The organism is Streptomyces nanshensis, from assembly GCF_001751255.1.
Taxonomy (GTDB): domain Bacteria; phylum Actinomycetota; class Actinomycetes; order Streptomycetales; family Streptomycetaceae; genus Streptomyces; species Streptomyces nanshensis_A.
In genome coordinates this window covers 15,448-33,998 of the sequence record NZ_LJGW01000252.1, presented here as the reverse complement: position 1 = coordinate 33,998, position 18,551 = coordinate 15,448, and the positions used below count along the sequence as shown (strand labels likewise).

Here is an 18,551-nt window from a genome sequence, read left to right as displayed (position 1 = left end):
GGACCGCATCCATGCCTTCCCAGTAGTTCAGAGAACGAGCCGTTTCTGCCACCACCGGCCTGTGAGTCCGTTGCCGGTGGCCGACCGGAGGCGCATCCGCGGCGGGAGATCGTGGACGCCATCCGCCACGTGGTCGACACCGGCTGCAAGTGGCGGGCCCTGCCTGTCGATTTCCCGCCCTGGCGCACGGTCTGGGGCTTCATGGCCCGCTGGGCTGCTGCTGGCGTCATCGGCCAGATCCGCGACCAGCTCGCTGGCCGTATCCGCCGCGAGATCGGGAAAGGCCCCCAGGGTGGTGGCCACCGTCATCGACTCCCAGTCCGTGAAGGCCGCCTCCACCGTTCCACCGCCCGCGAGTACGAAGAGCTGCCGTTCCAGGTGGGCCACATCGTCCTTGTCACCGTGACTGACGACTGACGCCCCGCCAGGTACAGCAGTGCTGCGACACCAGGGTCCCGGAGGCACGTACGCGTCAGCACCGCCAAGCAGGCCGAGGAGGGCTACGGCCTGGAGGACCAGACCCGGGCCGTGAAGCGGTGGGCGCGCGAGCACGGGCACCGGATCGTGCGGGTGTTCATCCAACCGGCCGCCAACTCCGGGCGGTCCTCGGCGACGAGCATCCCGCTGACGGCCGGTTCACCCGGTGGGGACGTCAGCGGCCCAACCGTCACCCCGTGAGCACACACCCTGCCGCTGATGCACACACATCCGCTCGCCGACATCGCTCGCGTAAGGCTCCCGTGCGAAGCCGAGCACGACGGAAGGCGGGAAATGGACCTGATACTGCTGCTGGGACCGACCGGAAGCGGGAAGACCGCACGCTCGGTCCGCCTCGCGAGGCGCCTGGGCGCGCCCGTCGTCACCCTCGACCGGGTCCAGTGCGCGCCGCAGCTCGCCGTCGGCTCCGGGCGCCCAGAGCCCGATGAGCTCTCCGGGACCCGCCGCATCTACCTTGCTGATCGGCCGGTGGACGAGGGCATCCTTCCCGGAGCCGAGGCGGCGGACCGGCTGGAACAACTCCTCGAAGAGCATGCCGCGCTCACGCCCACGCTCATTCTCGAGGGCGGCTCCATCTCCATCCTCGGGGAACTGGCCAACCGCCCGGCCTGGACGCACGGCCACACCATCCACATTGAGCCGTGCCTTGAAGAAAACCCGCAGCGCTACGAGCAGCGGGTCAGCAAACGCGTCGCTCATATGCTCGGGTACGGATCCGGGACGCACCGGACGATGCTGGATGAGCTGGCGGACCTGTGGCCGCACGAGAACACCCGCCCCCACCTGCAGACGGTCCTCGGCTACGACGACATCATCACCGTCTGCGTCCGCTACGGCATCGATCCCGCCAGCCTGACCGGACCGGAAGGACGCATCCTGCGCTACGTCTTCGCCGACACGATCGTCGAGGCTCACCTTCACTACTCCCGGCAGCAGCGCCTCCACATCGCCGCGATGCTGCCGCTCCTCGCACTCACCGGCGGACAGGTGAAGGAGAAAGCGACCCGGCGCCGACACGGAACGCGCGTGCCGGCGTGACCCCCACGGCACCTCACGCCGACCTCACCGGAGGCAGACCGGCACAGCACCTCCCGCTCCTCGAGGAGCTCCCGCCCTGACCAGATGAGGAGCAGGGACCGCTGCCGCGCGGACGACGGGAAGCTCAAGCCGCCACGTCTCGCTGTCCACCACGCAGCGATCCCCGATCCCGAGGGCGACCGCTGCTCGCGCTCTCGACTGGTAGCGCGGCGTCTAACGCCGGCCGGTTCCCGCTCCGGCGAACCGACTGCGCGACTGGATCCGGCAGCACGTCCGGAGGCATGGTCCCCGCTCGCGGTGACCTCGGTGAGCTCATCGACTCGATCACCAGCGCGAACAGCACCGCGTACAGCCCTGTCCACGGAGGTCCCGCCAGGGGCAGGGACAGCGCGGCGCTGATGTGATCCAGTCGCCGGCGGAAGGTACGACGCGAGATGCCCAGCGCGTCGGCTGCGCTCTCCTGCACCCCGTCGTGACGCACCCACGTCTCCAGCAGCTTTCGTGTCCCCTTCGGCAGCTCTTGCAACGGGTGCAGCAACTCCTTCGCCCAGCGCTGGGCCTCCTCACAGGAGAGCACCTCCCGCAGCACCGGCGGCGGCTCGGCCACGACGTCCGGCTCGTCGCCCCCGAGCTGGAGCGCCAGGTGCAGCACCGCCTTGTCGGCCTGACGGGACTGAAGTCCCGTCATCTTCAGTAGCTGTGTGACGCGGTCCGACAGCGTGCTGCGGTGCGCTCCCCGACCGAGCGGCACCAACCGGGCAGCCTGCCGCTGCCCCAGTGCCAGCACATACCCCACGCTCGTCAGCAACTGCGCACGCTCTGCCCTCGGCAGATCGTGCGTACTCGGCAGCAGCGCTGCCGCCCACGCCCGCGCCGACGGCGGCAGCCGCATGGCCAGCGGAGCACCACCGTCGTGCGTGCAGATCCGGTCCGGGCTCGACACCGCACCTGCCAGAGCCTGCCGGGCATCGAAGTAAGCCGCGGACGTCTCAATCCACTTCGAGAGCTGGGCGATACCCAGCCGCCGCTCCCCATGAGAGGCGACGACGGGCCGGAGCCGCCGTGCCAGCTCCGGCTCGTCACCCAGGTCGTGGTCCGGACCCTCCACCCCGTGCAGGACCACGACGTCCAACGGCTCGACCGGGCATTCCACGACCAGAGCGCTCCCCTCCAGCACGCGCTCTATCTCGTCCCGGACCAGGCCGCGGTCTTCTCCCGGCGCGCATTGCAGCACCCCCACCTGGACCCACTCGGTGGTGAGAACCTCCGGCAGCAGACGGCGCAACACCATGGAGGCCGGGACGACCTCCCCTTGGATCAGATGGATCAGCGCGCTCTCACGTATGACGCTGTGGGCCTCGTCGATGCCGCGCTGCCGGACGCGCCGCTGCCGGCTCTGGTGCACCAGGTCGACCTGCGCCGCGGCCTTCAGCAACAACTCCTGCTGCCCACCCGTCCACGGACTGCGGCTCGCCGCCGCCAACACCAGCAGCTCACCGGTATAGAGGTTGGCGCTGGTCAACGGGTGCAGCAGCACATGCCGGTCTCGCTCCACGTAGGAGGCCGACTGCATCTCCCCGGACCGCACACGCGCCAGCACGTCCCAGTTGAGCGGCACCCCCACCGACGCTTCCCCGCCGCGCGACTCGATCAGGGACACCTGTCCTCCGATCAGCTTCCGCAGCAACTCCAGCAACTCTCCGGGCCCCTCGCCCCGGCGGCACAGCGCCGCTGACAGATCGAAGACCCGGCACAGCCGCTCCGTACGCGCTTCCAGCAGTTCCAACTGCCGGGTCAGCACCATGGAAGCGACCGCATCGCGACTGCGCGCCCGTATCGGCTCCAGAACCGGCACGCGCACACGAGTGGCCAGCAGTTCTGTCTGGGCGCAGGCTCCCCCCTCGGGGACGACGACGAGCCCGGCGGCCTCGGCACGTGCGAGACCGCTCATGAACCGCTCGGCCTCCCCGATGCCCGTCCCCGAAGCAACCACCAGGGCTCCCCGCAGGGAGGGGGTCGGTTCCTCGTCGCGGAGTACCACGACGCGGCGCACGACGGGTGAGGTGCCGCCTGCCGCCGAGGGGCGGGCCAGGTACCGCAGCACGGGAGGCGAGTCGGAGGCCTCCCGAGTCAAATCGTTCACCGTCACCGTCACGCAGCACCTCCTTTCGGACTCAGCCGCAACAGGCAAGGCGCGCCGCCCGTCGTTCTTCACGGGGGCCGGGGCCAGGCCGGGCCGGCATCTACCGGTGGCCGACCTGGCGCTCCAGGCCCTGAGAGTCAGGGGACTCGGTGCACCGTGACGCGTGCACCCCGTTGCAAGGTCAGGGGCGGGTGAGCCTGACGCGGAGTGAGGTGACGCCGTTCGACGTCAGACTCGGCAGCCGCTGTTGCTCCGTCTCGGAGTCGAGTTCCATGTCGGGGAACCTCTCGAAGAGGGCCTCCAGGCCGATTTCGGCTTCCGCGCGGGCAAGGGGCGCCCCGACGCACAGGTGCGGGCCGTGGCCGAAGCCCAGGTGGCGCCTGTGCTCGCGGGTAATGTCGAACCTGTCGCGGTCCTTACTGGGGTGAGTTACGGGGCAGCGGCCCAATGCGGCCAGGGGGAAAGCGACCGCGTCGCCGGCCTTGATGGTGTGACCGTCGATCTCCAAGTCCTCGGTGGCGACGCGGAACATGTCGTACGCCAAGGGCGAGTTCCATCGCAGCGCCTCCTCCACCACCCACTTCCATGCGATCCGGCCCTCCCGCAGGGCCTGGAGCTGGTCGCGGTTGTCCAGCAACGCCTGTATGGCGGTGGTGAGCAGGTTGACCGTGGTCTCGTGGCCGCCGAGCACGATCAGGACGAGGTTGGCGACGAGCTCTTCCTCGGTCATGCTGCCTCGGTCACACTCGTCAATCAGAACTCGCGTGAGGTCATCGGGACGCTCGCGCTTCCTCGCGACGAACCGTGACCATCCGCGAAGTGGCCAGCTCCACCGCGAACGCCGACCCTGGCGCTTGCTCGCGACGAACCGTGCTACCTCGCGAGGGAAATCAGCAGGGTCGGGGGCGTCCTCGTCAGGTGCCGGGATGCTGTTGTCCACGACCCGGGCGGACAGGTCCCGCAGGCGGGCGCGCGTCTGGACGTCGTCCACACCAAGGAGATCGCAGATGACCTCCATCGGTAGTGGCAGCGCGAAGTACCGCTTGAGGTCAACGGATCCGCCCTGGGCGGCCCGGCGTTCGAGGTCGTCCAGCAGTGCTGCGGTGATGGACTCGATACGGGGCCGCAGCGCTTTGATGCGGCTGGGGCTGAGCGCACGCTGGACCGGTTCACGCATGCGCTGGTGGTCTTCGCCGTCGCGGAACCCCATGGAGGGACTGTGAAAGATCGCCGCTTGGGGGAAGCCGCTGAGATCATGGCCCTCCTGGTTGAGGTGCCAGTGTTCAAGGACGTTTCGGGACGTCCCCGGGTGCGTGAAGAGCACGCGGGCCGCTTCCTGGGTGTTTACCGCCCAGACCCGGGCCTCCGGTGGAAGACCCGGGAAGCGAACGCGCGCCAGCGCCCCCTGCTCGCGGAGGGCTGCTCCCTCTTCGTGGAGGTCTGGGCGGTCGGGGTCGAGAACAACAGGCTGTTGGTCCACGGTTCTCCAGAATCAGGTGTGACAGGGACGGACGGCGGATCGAATTGGACCGGAAGCCGCTCCGGACTTCGCACGACGAGCGGCGGCGGATACCTCAACTCGCATTCCGGAATGGCGAGTTCCATCCCGATCAGGTGCAGGAACAGCCGCTCCAGGGCGATGACGACGATCTGGTAGGCCAGGTCCTGCGCCCCGCGCGGGCAGGCGTGTTTCCCGAGGCCCCACGTGAGGTGGGCCTTGTTTCCGAGAAGTCGCTTGTCCACGCCGTCCGGCGAGGTCTCGGGTGCCGTGCCGGCGAAAGAGATGCCGACGAATTCGCCCTTCTCGATCAGGGTTCCGCCGAGGTACGTGTCTCGGACGGCCCACCGGTTGAACAGGTTCTGCAGCGGGGCCACGCTCATCAGGACCAGGTTCGCCACCTCGGTCCAGGATGTTTTCCCCTGCCGTACCTCGGCTCGCAGTTCTGCGTTGGTCATCAGTTCGACGACGCAGTTGGAGATCCAGCCGGCGGTCGCGCCGAGGCCCACGTTCAGCAGGAACCAGATCTGATCGCTGAGTTCCTCGACGAACGCTTCCTCGCCCATCCGGTCAGGAGTCGAAGAAGGCTCGGTGTAATAGATAAGCCACGACGAAAGGTCGGCGCCGGGGCGGGCCATTTTTTCGCGAACCAAATCGCGCATGAGGCTGTGAATACGCTGTGCGGCGTCTTCTGCCTGGGGCCCGGAACGGATCAGTTCGTGGACGCTGGCGTCGATGACATCTGCCCATTGGCCGTCGATTCCCAGCAGTCCCATCATCACCTGCCGGGGGAAACGCTGGGAAAACTGGGCTTCGATGTCGGCGTAGCCGTCATGGGCGAATTCAGCGATGATCTGGTCCGCGATGTGCTGCATGAAGGCCCGGACAGCGGGCTCGTGTCGGTCCAGGTCGGACAAGGCCTGTTGTAGGGCCTTTCGCATCCGTGTGTGGTCGGTGCCGTCGTCGTGCTGGACGTGCTTCAGCTTGTTCACGTGCTGCTGCACGGGGTGGCCGGGGGTGACGGTATTCCGGTCCCGCCACAGGTCGGGGTCGCTGGAGAACGTCCCAGAGTCGTGGAGAACGTCGCGGGCGCGGTCGTATTCCGCCACCAGCTTTACGGGGAAGCTGCCGTCGGGCAGGAGATCAATCGGGATGACGGGCCCGTAACGCTTGCGCAGGTTCCGCAGGAGTTCCTTCGGATCCCACTCGCCGAGTTCCGGTCCGTAGAAGGGGTGGGCGGGGCAACGGCCGCCCGCGGCCGCAGCCGAAGTCGGGCGAGGGGCGGCGGCCGCCCGGTTGTGGGGGTGGGGAGGAGAGGTCATCGGACTCCTCCAGGTCGTGGGTCGGTGGTGGTGCTTGTCACGTTGATGCAGCGCACAGTGCTCCGCAAGGGTTTCGGATTTTCCCGCGGGTGCGGGAAAATCACGTCGGGGCTACGGGCACACGGAAAGGGGTAGGAATGGTGCACGAAGGGAGCAAACCGTCACGGCGGGGTCGGCCCGCGAAGGTGTCGACCGAGGGCCTGCCGTGGGCCATGCAGGCATGGGTCAAGCAACTCCAGGTCATCATCCAGAACCTGCCACTGAACTATGTCCAGTTGGAAGAACGCATGGGTCCCGGGGCCAGCACGAGCACGCTCTCACGGATTTTCACCGGCCGCACTCTGCCGTCGGGCCCCGACTTCGTCGATCGTCTCTGCGCGATAATCCAACAAACCACGTATAAGGCTGTGCCCCAGAAAACCGTGGACGAGCTCCGGGGTCTGTATTTCGCGGCGCTGAAGGAACGTGATCCGCACCGCGCCGAAGTAGAGAAGCTGAAACGGGCGCTGGAGGACGCCAACAGCAGAGTCAGCCTTGCCCAGGAGGCGGCAAGCAGTCTGCGCTGGCAATTGATCGGTGAGAGAGCGCAGCTTGAACTCCCCTCATCGAAGGCCGGAGTGCGGAGCCAGGACGCGTGCTCCGCAGCGGAGGTCACCCCCGATGACGTGCTCACACGCCATGAGCGGCTGGACCAAGAGTTGCGGGAACTTTTGATCGAAGTGCAGCAGTTGTCGGCGGCGCGAGATGAGATCGATCGGCAGTTGAAAGCCGCAGAGGACCGGCTCAACGCTCGCCTGGCAGAGGAATGGGCGCAGGCCGCCGCCGACTCCGATCCTCCACCCCGCGTTCGGAGCCGGCGGCGCGCGGAGGACCGCCCCGCTCTCTCTCCCCTTGTCGGCGACTCGGAGGTGCTCGGCCAGCGGGACGACCAGTTGATCAGGATCCTGACCGAAACCACCCAGCGCGCCCTCCCGCTGGTGGGTCGGCTTCAGGACGTCCTGGCTCCGCATGACCCAGCAGCTCTCTTGGTAGCGCAAGTCCGCCGTAAATGGGACACCATCGCGTCGCTTACCGGGGAGTCGCAGCCACAGCTAGGGCCAGCGTGGGTGCCGGTGAGCGACGTCCTGAAGTTGGCAGCGGCGAAGATCCAGTTCAACGACCGCGTTGACCTCAGCACGCTCGACGAGACCATCGCCGCCGAGCGGGTACAAGGGCAAGCCGTCACTGAGGTATGTAACCTGCTGGCTGAACTGCTGGAGAACGCGACCACGCACTCCACCCCGAAAACGACGGTGATCGTCGAAGGTGAGCGGGGCGGTCCCGGCAGCGGGCTTCGGCTGTCCATCCATGACGTCGGGATCGGAATGCCGGATGATGAACTGGCCTTGCTCAACGAGCGCTTGGCCAATCCCCCGGTCTACGCGAGCACACGTCGGCTGGGGATCCTGATCGTGGGGAACCTCGCTCAACGGAACGAGATCGGCGTCGAACTGGCGAACCGGACGACCGGTGGCACTACCGCCAACGTCTACCTCCCCGAGGCACTGCTCGCGCCCACACCCGCAGGAGGAGCTGACGCGTCAGTTCCGGGGAATGCCCCGGAACTGACGTAGCAGCAGGGGCGCGCTACTCCCGCTGCGTCGCGTGTGCGCGTCTGAGATTCGAGGATCCGCGTCGAGATCGTCAGCTCTCCGGTGCCGTCCGCTCCGCGTCTCGCTGGTCTCCGGACCGCACGAGAATCCCGACGCGCAACTGCGCGAGGGTCTGCTCGAGCGTGAGGCCCTTCTTCTGTATGAGGTCGGCGACCGCCTGCTGCACGGCCCGGGAGTGGCCTTCGGTGAGGAACCGGGCCTCGTCGGATGACTCAAAGTGCTCTGCGATCTGTTGGTACCACACCTCGGGGTCAGTAGACCCGGGCGGAGGAGATGAGACGTCAGGACGGGATGCGGGCTGCTCAGGCATGAACCCAGGGTACGGCGCTCCCCGGGTGTGGGTCGCGTCCCCAACTCCTCCCCGGTGCAGAGGTGTTGGAGATCTCTGGGCTGGCTATGCTCCGGGCACACGGTGGTGGACCAGGTTCCGCCACTGCTCCTGCTGTCCGCATACGTCTGGAGAGCCCTGGTGCCATCTCCCGCCGGCGACGACGACCTCTCCGCTTCCACCTCGGGAGACGGTCCTGAACTGCATTCGGCTGTGGTCGTCGGAGGCGGGATCGCCGGCCTGGCGGCAGCCCGCGTCCTCGCACGCCACGCGGACCGGGTGACGCTGGTGGAGCGCGATCCGCTCCCCGACGACAACTCCCCTCGCCGCGGTACGCCGCAGGCCGCGCATGTGCACGGACTGCTGGACCTCGGCGCGCAGGGCCTGGAGGCGATGTTCCCCGGTCTGCGCGAGGAGTTGAGAGCCGGCGGCGCCCCGGTCTTCGACCATGGCGCCCAGGCCTGTACGCGGGTGTGGGCGGGGACGATCCCTCAGATTGAGGCCGGGGTGGCGGTCCAGACGGTGCACCGGGATGTGCTGGAGGCGGCCGTACGGCGCCGCGTCACCGGACTGGAGAAGATCACAGTGCGGGACGGCGCCACGGCCAGGGGGTTGCGGGTGGAGGCCGGACGCATCACGGGCCTGCACGTCACGGGGGCCGACGGCGGCCAGAGCACGATCGCGGCGGAGGTCGTGGTCGACGCGTCCGGACGCTACGGCCGGCTGCCGGACTTGCTGGAGCAGGCCGGATATCCCCGCCCCCGCGAGAGGGCGGTGGACGCGAAACTCGCCTACGCCAGCCGCGTCCTGCGCGTGCAGGAGCCGCTGCCGGGAGTGCACGGGCTGCAGCAGATCAACCAGGCCCCGGACCGGCCGCGGGGCGCCTACGCGGCGGACATCGGAGGCGGGCTATGGCTCGTCACCCTGTTCGGCGCGGCCGGCGACCACCCGCCCACGGACGACGCCGGATGGGAGGCGTACGCACGCGAGTTGGGCAACACGGACCTCACCGCGCTCCTCGACCAGGCCACGCCCGTCTCCGGCGTCAAACGGTTCACCAGGACGGAGAACCGGCGCCGCCACTACCGTCGGATGCCGACCGGACTTCTGGTGCTGGGCGACGCGCTGTTCGCCTTCAACCCCGTCTACGGGCAGGGCATGACGGTGGCCGTTCAACAGGCGGCCGCCCTGGAGCAGGCCCTCTCGCGCGGGAGCCGCGTCGACCAGAGCTTCTCGCGTACGGCACAGCGGCGGATCGCCGGGATCGCGCGGATCCCGTGGCTGATGTCCATCAGTGAGGACCTGTTCTGGGAGCGCCACGTGACGGGGCGGCGGATCCCGTGGACGGTGCGCGCGGCCGCGGGGTACAAACAGCGGCTGCTGTACTTGGCCGCCCAAGGCGACCGCCAGGTGTTCGAGACGTTCCTGAACGTCTACCACATGCGCCAGCACCCGGCGGCAATGGCGTCTCCCCGCATCCTCACCAAGGCCCTCGTCCGGGGCCGCACCGCATCAACCCCCCAGGCCACAGAGGCAGTTGACGAGAGTGGACGGTAAGCTTCCGCCGCCGCCCACCGTTCCTGTTGAACGGCCCCTCTGCCCGACCTGTACACCGTGACCCCCCGGAGACACCGTGACCACCCAGCACCCCGCCGACTTCGTGGCGCCGCCGCCAGGATGCCCCGCCCACCACGGCGGCACTGCCGAACTGCCGCGACTCGACGGCGCTCCCGACGGGCCCGGCGCGTACGAGGAGTGGCGCAAGCGGTTCGAGCAGGTCGTCCCCGTCACGTACTACGGCTACCCGGCCTGGTTCACCGTGGGATATCAGGCGACGCTCGAAACCCTGCGGCAGTCGGAGACGTTCACTCGCGACCCGCGGGCGTGGCCGCCGGTGCAGCGCGGCGAGATCACTCCGGACCACCCGCTGGCCCCGTTCGTCACGCCAGCACCGTTGTGCAATTTGATGGACGGGCCGGAGGCACGCCGTCTTCGGGCGGCCGTCACCGGTGCCATCAAGGAGTGGGTCGCCAGGAACTCGCGGGCGCTGCGCTTCTTCACGGCGAAGGTTGTCCACGAGCTGATCAACGGGTTCTCCCAGGACGGCTGTGTGGAGCTGGTGAGCCAGTACGCGCGGCAGGCACCGGGGCGGGTGATGGCCCGGATGCTGGGGATGAAAACGGAGTACGGCCCGCAGCTCGCCGAGGCCGCACACGACATGATGAGCGGAAGCGGCACTGCCGGAAAAAGTAACCAGTTCCTCATCGACCGTCTCCAGGAAGTCGTCGACCATAAGAAGCAGCAGCCGGGCGACGATCTGACCTCGCTCCTCCTGCACCACCGGGACGCGGACGGGGACGGTCTGACAGATCTAGAGGTACGCGAGCACCTCCGGCTCCTGCTGATCGTCGGTAACGAGACCTCGATCAGCCTGATCGCCAGCATCCTGGCCGCCGCGCTCCAGGAGATCGCCGAGTTCGGGTGCGTCGCGACCGGTATCCACCAGATGATGGAGCACACCCTGCGGGTCGACCCGCCGCTGACGAAGGTCGTGGGACGGTTCGCCACCCGCGACACGGAGCTCGGTGGGTACTACATCCGTGAGGGCGACATGGTCGTCGTCGGGCTGGGAGCCGCCAACGTCGATCCGACGATCATGCCGGATGCAGACGACGACCTGATGGGGCTCAGCCACGGAAACCAGTCGGACCTCACCTTCAGCGAGGGCCCGCACGAATGCCCCGGTGAGCCCATCGGCCGCGCCATCGCCCTCGAGGCGGCGAACGCTGTGCTGGACCGGCTGAAGGACATCACACCGGCGATCGGGCAGAACGAGCTGCGGAGGGAGTTCAAGGCGATGTCGTGCCCGCTGGTGGAGCTGCCGGCGCAGTTCACCCCGGTGCCGGCCAAGGACCTGCGGAGTGTCCAGCCGGCAGCGTGACAACTCGTCAGCCCGCCTCTGTCCGCGCGTCACGCCGCGGCGAGGCCCTGCCACCACCCCGCGATGGACACCTCCGGCGCCGCCCGGCTCCCCACGGCCGGGTGCGGCCGCCACCAGTCCCCGCGGTGGTGCCCGTCGCGGTCGTACCGAGGAGAGTTGCGCGCCCACTCCAGGTGCCCGGAGACGAACGCCCCCAAGTCGCGAACGTAGCAGCGAAGTTCCGGCCCGGCCTGCGGCTCCACCGTCTCTTGGAGCCGCAGGAACTGGACCATGACCGCGTCCCGTTGCCGTACGGCCTCGTGCTGCGCCTCGGCCAGGCCGAGGCCGTACTCGCGGGCGAGGACGTCCACAATGTTCAAGGTGTCGCCCACTCTGGAGACCTCTTTGTGCCGGGAGTAGAGATCGTTGTCGAGGGCGACGAGCACGTGCGTCATCTCCGTCAGGGCCTGCACCCCCGACCGGTCCAAGTCGTCGTCAGGCACCACGTAGCCGCCGACGGCCGGCAGCAGGGCAGTGGAGGGGGCCATGCCGATCGCCCGCATCCACATCGCCAGGTAGTCGGCAAGGCACGGCAGCGTCGCGCCGCGGCGGCACTCCGCCTCCCACGGCAGTGACGTCAGGTACGTCCGCATCCCCTCGATCCACCGCCGCATCTGGCTGCCGGTCATCCGCGTCGCCAACTGCTCGCGTATCTCCCGCAGGGCGCGCGCGTACGCCGACGCGTCTTCCCTCCACGCGGCGTGCGGGGCGTCGAGCGCGGCCAGGATGCGGCCGGTCTCGCGCGTCAACCGAGCGGGGTCCGCGGCCTCTTCGTCCTCGTCGCACAGGCCGTCATCGAGCGCGAAGAGCACGGCATGGAGACGCGCGACGACGTGCAGGGCCTCTGTGTCGCCGTACGGCATGGTGCGGCCGGTCAGTTCGCCGAGGTCGGCCTGCGTCAGCCACCGCAGCAGCTCCGGGTCGGCGAGCTGTTGTTGCTGTAGCCACTCCATGGCGGAAGCGTCGAAGGCCGCGCACTGCGGGTGCGTACGGGAGGGGATGGGGCAGTAGAACGTCGGCCTGGACAACTGCTGTCGTGCCCGCGGGGCTGACGGCACGGCGGCTCCTCCTCCACGTCGGGCGCCGCGGCGGCGGCATCAGCAGAAGATGATCGTTTCATCACTGCCCCTCAGCGAGATGCCCAACACCCGCAGCCCACAGGCGAGTTCAGGAGAGCGGACCGGCAGAGCAGAGTCCCGTTGCCGGTGACGAGGCCGTGGATGAGCGCGACGCCGGGCTCGTGTGCTGTGCTGAGCCGATGTCAGTGGGTCCTGGCAGTCTCGAACCTGCCACCGCCACATCCAGCAGGGGAGTCATGGAATGAACCGTCACCGCTGCGGAGTGCTGCTCGCCGTCACCGGCGTACTTCTTGCCGCCTGCACCCCGGCCCTCCGCGGTGCCGAACCCCTCGACGAGCACAAGCCCACTGGCGGAGCCGGCGACCTGGTGGCGACGGTGAAGAAACTGCCCGTGCGCCCGGAGACCGACACGGATACGTACGACCGGAAAGCGTTCCGGCACTGGACCGACGCTGATCACGACGGCTGTGACACCCGGGCTGAGGTCCTCTTGGAGGAAGCGAAGCTGCGGCCCGGGCGCGGCGCCGACTGCCGCCTGACCGGGGGCTCCTGGTGGTCGTATTACGATCACCGACGCATTACGGATGCCGGTGACCTGGACATCGACCACATGGTGCCGATCGCCGAAGCGGCGAAGTCCGGAGCGAGTGACTGGACGCAGGACCAGCGAGAGGCGTACGCCAACGACCTCGACCACCCGCACTCGCTCGTCGCTGTCACCTTGCACAGCAACCGGTCCAAGCAAGACAAGGACCCTGCTCAGTGGCTCCCTCCCGTACGGGCAGAGCACTGCCGGTATGCGAGGGAGTGGGCGGAGACGAAGAAGATCTACCGCCTCGCCGTCGACCGCGCCGAGCGCGCCGCGCTGCTGAAGATCGCCCGCAACTGCTGAACCGAGAGCCCCGTGGCCCCGGCCGAGGGTCTCAAGTCGCCCGAGACGGCAGTTCGGTGGGCGTGAGGGGCCTCGACTACGGCCGTACACCCGGGAAGGGCGTCACGGGGTGACGGCCGCGAGCACGAAGTGGTCACCGGGTGAACGGAAGTACCGCTCCCGCGGTCCGCTCGCCGCCACGCCGAGCCCCGCGCTCTCCATGCTGCCGGGCATGACGCAACCACCCATGCCCCACGGCCCGGCTGCAGCCGGAATCCCGCACACGCCCGCCGCGTACACCGCCCCTCCCCAACTGGGGGCCACCGGGCCGCTCGCCTCCCAGGGGGCACGCCTGGGAGCACGCCTGATCGACGGCGTCATCGTCATCGCCGGCGCCGTCGTGATCGCCTTGATCACTGCGTTCCTGGCCGCCGCCTGCGGACCGGGCAGCACCGTCGGCACCGTCATCTCGGTGCTCGGCTACACAATCCTCGCCGTCGCTCTCCTCGGCTACGAGCCGTATACGATGTGGCGATACGGAGGCACCGTCGGCAAGTTGACCTGCGGTCTGCGCGTCGTCCGCCTGGAGGACGGCTCCCCGCTCTCCGTCGGCCGCGCGATCGGCCGCGCGTTCGCCCCGGTCCTCATCGGCCTGATTCCTTTCGCCGGGATCCTCAACATCTGCTGGTGCTGCTGGGACGAGCGCCGGCAGTGCCTGCACGACAAGGTGTGCAACACCCTCGTCGTCGCCAAGACGTAACCGGGACGTACCCGAACCGCCCACCCGACCGATGGGTGCCGCCGACCCTCGTCGGCGGCACCCCGCACCTTGCTCTCACTGAGAAGCGACACCGCGACTAGGGCTCCAGCATCTCTTCCGGCCGGCACGCTTGGCACATCGTCAGCTCACCCCGCGTAACGTCATCGCTCAGCGCCAGCAACGCGTCGGCACGGGAGATCGTCACACCGCCGTTGATCCAGCAATCGCTTCTGTGCAGCGTTGCGCGCCCTTCCGGGAGCCGCATTTTCTGGATGCGATACCCCTCCGGAGGTCCGGACGGCGTCGCCGCGGCGATGGCGCCGTCGACGGTGGCCGCGAGGAGATCGAGGAACAGCATGATCGTGCCCTGCTGTGCTTGCAGATCGCCGAGGTAGGCCCGGATCACCTGGAGGCGCTCCAGGTCAGGAGGCAGCGGCAACGGAAATTCGGACATGTGTGCGAGTCTACGAGTGTTCGTGCGCCGGTACACATGCCGTGGGACGGACGCGACGAAGGACACCGCCGCGCTGAACCCTCACACCCCGCCCACGAGGCGCCGTATCGCCGGGGCCGCACGCGGCACGGGAAGCCCGATAGATGCTGTACGTGGTGATATGAGGAGGTGAGGTTCGTGTGCTGGGTCGGAGGTGACACATGGGCGGGGCGGATGACTTGCGCCTGCGGGTGCTCTCCGGAGTAGAAGGGCTCGGCGAAGCCGAGTATCTCCGACTGGCGGTCCAGCAGGCGATGGCCTCCGTCGCCGGCCTGGGCGGATTCGCGCACCTGCGTGAGCCGGAGGAGCAGGCGCTGCGGCTGGAAGCGGCCAGTGGTCTGCCGGCGGCGGTATGCCGGAGGTGGGAGCGGCTGACCGACCGGGAGGAGACGGCTCCCGTCCAGGCCGCACGGGAGGGCTATGCGGTGTGGGCGCCGACGTGGCCCACACCGGCGGACGTCGAGGATATCGACAGCACCGGCACCGCGGACTGGGAGGAGCTGGGGGTGCTGTCGGCGCCGCTGCGCGTCGACGGTGTGCTCGTCGGCACCCTCTCGGTCCTCACCGCGGCCGAGACCTCCGGCGAGGAGCGTGCCGGCGTGGAGCGTCTGGCGGAAGCGGCGGCGTGGGGGCTGCCGGGCACTGAGATGCCTCGTCTGAGCGGTCCTCCGTGGTGGCAGGAGGGCAGCGGAACGCAACGGCCGCTGACCGACAACACCCGCATCGAGACGCCGATGGGCACGTGGGACTGGGACCTGCGCACCGGCAAGGTGCAGATGGACGCGGCGAGTGCGCGCGCGCTGGGCCACACCGGCGTGGCACCCCCGGTATGGGATCAGCGGCTGGAGACCTGGCTGTCCCACATCCACGAGGATGATCGCTCAGAGGTCGACCGCGAGATGCGGCGGGCCCTGGCCGAGGATGACGCGGCCGCGGGGCACGTGTCCGCGATCGTCTACCGCGTCCGGGACGCACAGGAGCGGATCGGCTGGGTGCAGACGCTGGCCTGGATCTGGCGTGACGAGCACGGCGAGGTCGTACGAGCCTTCGGTACCGCGGCGGACGTCACGGGGCAGCAGAACCGGCTCCAGTTCTTGGCGCTTCAGCAGGAGCGGCACCCGGACCCCATGTGCGCACTGGGTCCGGACGACAGGGTCGTGTGGAATAACCGCGCTGCGCGGCATCTGACGGCCGTACGAGGATTCGGGGTGGTGGGCGAGATCCCCTGGCTGGCCGACCCGCGGCTGGAGGAGCAGGGACTGCCGAACATGCTGCGGTTCGCGCGGACCGCCGGCGGTGCAGCCGTTCAGCACGAGGTGGAGGTGGAGGACCCGCAGGGGCAGATGGCCGCGGCCTACACCGTCCGGGCTTTCAGCGCCGGGGAGCACGTGGTGATGCAGATGGTCGATGTGACCGCGCACCGGCGGGCGGAGCGTACGGCAGTCGGGCGGGCGCGGCAGGTGGAGCGGCTGCGGAGCGAGATGGCGGCGGCCCTCCACGCGGCCGACGTGCTGGACGTGGTCACCCGGCATGCCCTGCCGCTCGTGGACGCGGACGGCCTCCTCATCTGCCGGGTCTCCGGCCGCGAGCGCGACGAGCGAACCCTGCTCGGCGAAGTCGGCTACCCGGCCGGCTGGGGCCGCGCGCTGCTGGACCGGGACGACCCCGCGCTGCAGCCGCGGACGCTGCTGGACGACGAGACGCCGCGGTTCGTGACCAGCGCCGAGATCGGTGACCTGTGGCCGCATCTGGCCCGCCTCGTACAACAGAGCGGCCATCAGGCCTGGGCGTTGCTGCCCCTGGATGTGGGGGGCGGTTCTGCGGGGCGGGAGCGGGTCGGTCACCTGGCGGTCAGTTGGAGCCGCGAGCGAGACCCGGGCCCGGAGGAGCGGACCCTGCTGGTGACGGTCTCCGGCCTGCTGGCGCAGGCTCTGGCCCGCGCCTGGGCGTACGACCGCGAACACGCACGGGCACAGGAACTGCGGCGCAGTCTCCAGCCCACGATCCTGCCGGACGTGCCCGCCGTGGCGACGGCGGCCCGCCACCGGCCCGGTCAGGCGGATGAGCCCAGTGCCTGGTACGACGCGATCCCGCTGCCCGGGGGCCGTGTCGCGTTGATCAGCGGCGCGATCACCGGTCCCGGCGGGCTGCGTACGGCCGTGACGATGAGCAGGGTACGCACCGCCGTGGCCACCCTGGCCAGGGAGGACCATCCGCTGCGCGAGTTGATGGTGCTGGTCAACGAGTCCGTGGCGCGCCAGGCCGACGACGCCGGGGTGATGCTGCTGGTCGCGGCGTACGACGCCACCACCGGCCACCTCGAGATGGCGAGCGCCGGCCACCCGCCGCCCGCGCTCACCGCTCCCGGCGGCGGAAGCCGGGTCTGCGATCTGCCGATCGGCCCGCCGCTGGGCGGACGGACCCTGCCGTACGAGGTGTCCGAACAGCAGGTCCCGGCGGGCACGCTGATGACCGTGAGCACGGCGGGCCTGGCCGCGGACGGCAGCAACGCCCGGCACCTGGACGAGGCGATGGCCCGGAGGCTGGAGCGCGCCGCCGCGGAGAGCAGGCCCGACCCGGGTTCGGGCTTGGAGACTCTCGCCGACGAGGTCGCGGCAGACCTCGACGGCCGGCAACGGGACGCGGCGCTGCTCCTCGCACGCCTCGACCGGGTGCCGGACGACCACATTGTGCGCTGGGATCTCCCCCTCGACGCGGCATCGGCCAGCCGGGGACGCGATCTCGCAGTGGAGCAGATGCGCAGGTGGCACGCAGCCGAGGAGATGGAGTGGAGCGTCCAGTTGGCAGTGAGTGAGCTGCTCGGCAACGTCGTACGGCACGCGCACGCGGGACCCCTCTGGGTGCGGATGCTCTACCTGAACCCCGTCGTGGTCATCCAGGTCCATGACGGCAGCCGCTCATCCCCACACATGCAGCCGCTCCAGTTGATGGACGAGAACGGCCGGGGGCTGCTGATGATCGGAAAGACCGCGGCGGCCTGGGGCACGCACCAGACCCACGACGGCAAATGGATCTGGGTCGAGTTCCATCCCGACGGTGTGCCGCGCGGTCCCGCGATCGGCGTCGACGACGGTGGCGCCGTCGACCTGGACGAGCTGGAGCGCAGCCTCGGAGTCTCAGAGGAGGAGTGACCTCGATGCCATGCCGCCCCGCGGCGGATGTGTCGCGGCCACGTGCACTGCCCGACCGGGGGCCTGCGGCGAATGTGACGAAGGACCGGAGAGAGGGGCTGCCCGGAACCCTGCTGCCGTTGGCTCCGGGCAGCCCTTCGTCGCAGATCTTCCAGTTCGCTGATGATGGTCAGGCGCGGCCCATGTCGTCGATGTCGAAGCCGCTTGCCCAGTTCCAGTACCGCGTGCTGCCCTTGGCGTGACCCGAGATGGTCACGGTCTTGGTGTCGGCCGCGTTGCTCAGCGGCCTGATGCGCAGCTTGTGCGCCTTCGCGCAGCGGTTGTGGAAGTAGAGCGTCACCGAGGCATAGATGTCGTCGTTGTAGGAAGCGCTGAAGCAGCCGTCCTTGAGCCGATGCATCTTCATAGGCCTGGGGCCCTGGTCCTGCACGGTCTGCTGCGTGGCCGGGGAATGCCCGTCGGCGGCGGCGGAAGGTGCGGCGGTCAGACAACCGCCGAGCGCCAGAACCGAGACAGCTCCTGCCGAAGCCAGGCGCCGCGTGAGGAGTTTCATCGCATCGAGCCCCTTCTCTCAGGTCCTCCGGTCGTTCCGGAGAATCGGGAGAAGGCTGCGGGCCGCAGCTTCCGGTGCGCCGAAGAAGCCGCGTGGCGGAGCCGGTTCGGTTCGCCAGGTGACGAACCACGTCCCCATGCGGTCACCAGACGGGACAGGGCAGGGGGATTCCGGGGTCCCGACC

The 18,551-nt window shown here is 69.1% G+C and carries 14 protein-coding genes and 1 pseudogene; 8 read left to right on the top strand and 7 right to left on the bottom strand.

Annotated elements, in window-relative coordinates:
* Positions 1 to 343, top strand: a pseudogene (locus AN218_RS14815) (transposase); the annotation flags it as partial.
* Between the two features lie 428 nt (positions 344 to 771).
* On the top strand, positions 772 to 1,536 hold the full coding sequence (locus AN218_RS14810) for an isopentenyl transferase family protein (RefSeq protein ID WP_070017359.1): 765 nt from the start codon (positions 772 to 774) through the stop codon (positions 1,534 to 1,536).
* Between the two features lie 124 nt (positions 1,537 to 1,660).
* Here AN218_RS14810 and AN218_RS14805 read toward each other — a convergent pair whose 3' ends face one another.
* From AN218_RS14805 to AN218_RS36725, 3 genes are all read right to left on the bottom strand, one after another.
* On the bottom strand, positions 1,661 to 3,691 hold the full coding sequence (locus AN218_RS14805) for a helix-turn-helix domain-containing protein (RefSeq protein WP_070017358.1): 2,031 nt from the start codon (positions 3,689 to 3,691) through the stop codon (positions 1,661 to 1,663).
* A gap of 169 nt (positions 3,692 to 3,860) precedes the next feature.
* Positions 3,861 to 5,003, bottom strand: coding sequence for a cytochrome P450 (locus AN218_RS14800; RefSeq protein ID WP_171908684.1), 1,143 nt, complete (start codon positions 5,001 to 5,003; stop codon positions 3,861 to 3,863).
* Between the two features lie 20 nt (positions 5,004 to 5,023).
* Positions 5,024 to 6,499, bottom strand: a complete 1,476-nt coding sequence (locus AN218_RS36725; protein WP_171908683.1) for a cytochrome P450 — start codon at positions 6,497 to 6,499, stop codon at positions 5,024 to 5,026.
* A gap of 137 nt (positions 6,500 to 6,636) precedes the next feature.
* On the opposite strand from AN218_RS36725, the gene AN218_RS14795 reads away from it, so the two are divergent.
* Complete coding sequence (locus AN218_RS14795) at positions 6,637 to 8,112, top strand: ATP-binding protein (RefSeq protein ID WP_107421451.1); 1,476 nt, start codon at positions 6,637 to 6,639, stop codon at positions 8,110 to 8,112.
* Between the two features lie 70 nt (positions 8,113 to 8,182).
* On the opposite strand, the gene AN218_RS14790 is transcribed toward AN218_RS14795, so the two are convergent.
* On the bottom strand, positions 8,183 to 8,461 hold the full coding sequence (locus AN218_RS14790; RefSeq protein WP_141747585.1) for a hypothetical protein: 279 nt from the start codon (positions 8,459 to 8,461) through the stop codon (positions 8,183 to 8,185).
* Positions 8,462 to 8,620: 159 nt separating this feature from the next.
* Between AN218_RS14790 and AN218_RS14785 the strand changes: the two genes are divergently transcribed.
* Positions 8,621 to 10,036, top strand: coding sequence for an FAD-dependent oxidoreductase (locus tag AN218_RS14785; RefSeq protein ID WP_171908682.1), 1,416 nt, complete (start codon positions 8,621 to 8,623; stop codon positions 10,034 to 10,036).
* Between the two features lie 76 nt (positions 10,037 to 10,112).
* Positions 10,113 to 11,420, top strand: a complete 1,308-nt coding sequence (locus tag AN218_RS14780) for a cytochrome P450 (RefSeq protein WP_070017353.1) — start codon at positions 10,113 to 10,115, stop codon at positions 11,418 to 11,420.
* A 29-nt stretch (positions 11,421 to 11,449) separates the two neighbouring features.
* On the opposite strand, the gene AN218_RS14775 is transcribed toward AN218_RS14780, so the two are convergent.
* Positions 11,450 to 12,517 (bottom strand): terpene synthase family protein, encoded by a 1,068-nt coding sequence (locus AN218_RS14775; protein ID WP_070017352.1) that lies wholly within the window; start codon positions 12,515 to 12,517, stop codon positions 11,450 to 11,452.
* A 262-nt stretch (positions 12,518 to 12,779) separates the two neighbouring features.
* On the opposite strand from AN218_RS14775, the gene AN218_RS14770 reads away from it, so the two are divergent.
* A complete protein-coding gene (locus tag AN218_RS14770; protein ID WP_070017351.1) occupies positions 12,780 to 13,430 on the top strand; it encodes an HNH endonuclease family protein in 651 nt (216 codons plus the stop codon).
* Positions 13,431 to 13,641: 211 nt separating this feature from the next.
* A complete protein-coding gene (locus AN218_RS14765) occupies positions 13,642 to 14,169 on the top strand; it encodes an RDD family protein (RefSeq protein WP_171908681.1) in 528 nt (175 codons plus the stop codon).
* A 97-nt stretch (positions 14,170 to 14,266) separates the two neighbouring features.
* Here AN218_RS14765 and AN218_RS14760 read toward each other — a convergent pair whose 3' ends face one another.
* A complete protein-coding gene (locus AN218_RS14760; RefSeq protein ID WP_070017350.1) occupies positions 14,267 to 14,623 on the bottom strand; it encodes a DUF6233 domain-containing protein in 357 nt (118 codons plus the stop codon).
* 200 nt (positions 14,624 to 14,823) lie between these two features.
* Between AN218_RS14760 and AN218_RS38765 the strand changes: the two genes are divergently transcribed.
* Positions 14,824 to 17,814 (top strand): ATP-binding SpoIIE family protein phosphatase, encoded by a 2,991-nt coding sequence (locus AN218_RS38765; protein WP_070017349.1) that lies wholly within the window; start codon positions 14,824 to 14,826, stop codon positions 17,812 to 17,814.
* Between the two features lie 169 nt (positions 17,815 to 17,983).
* Here the strand turns inward: AN218_RS38765 and AN218_RS36090 are convergent, their stop codons facing one another.
* Positions 17,984 to 18,367: a hypothetical protein gene (locus AN218_RS36090; protein WP_141747584.1), complete on the bottom strand. Its 384-nt coding sequence runs from the start codon at positions 18,365 to 18,367 to the stop codon at positions 17,984 to 17,986.
* Positions 18,368 to 18,551 lie beyond the last annotated feature (184 nt).

Bases quoted from the DNA above. Each gene is read 5' to 3' on its own strand.
- AN218_RS36090 (WP_141747584.1), bottom strand. From the start codon at position 18,367: ATGAAACTCCTCACGCGGCGCCTGGCTTCGGCAGGAGCTGTCTCGGTT.
- AN218_RS14810 (WP_070017359.1), top strand. From the start codon at position 772: ATGGACCTGATACTGCTGCTGGGACCGACCGGAAGCGGGAAGACCGCA.
- AN218_RS36725 (WP_171908683.1), bottom strand. From the start codon at position 6,499: ATGACCTCTCCTCCCCACCCCCACAACCGGGCGGCCGCCGCCCCTCGC.
- AN218_RS14760 (WP_070017350.1), bottom strand. From the start codon at position 14,623: ATGTCCGAATTTCCGTTGCCGCTGCCTCCTGACCTGGAGCGCCTCCAG.
- AN218_RS14765 (WP_171908681.1), top strand. From the start codon at position 13,642: ATGACGCAACCACCCATGCCCCACGGCCCGGCTGCAGCCGGAATCCCG.
- AN218_RS38765 (WP_070017349.1), top strand. From the start codon at position 14,824: ATGGGCGGGGCGGATGACTTGCGCCTGCGGGTGCTCTCCGGAGTAGAA.
- AN218_RS14795 (WP_107421451.1), top strand. From the start codon at position 6,637: ATGGTGCACGAAGGGAGCAAACCGTCACGGCGGGGTCGGCCCGCGAAG.
- AN218_RS14790 (WP_141747585.1), bottom strand. From the start codon at position 8,461: ATGCCTGAGCAGCCCGCATCCCGTCCTGACGTCTCATCTCCTCCGCCC.
- AN218_RS14770 (WP_070017351.1), top strand. From the start codon at position 12,780: ATGAACCGTCACCGCTGCGGAGTGCTGCTCGCCGTCACCGGCGTACTT.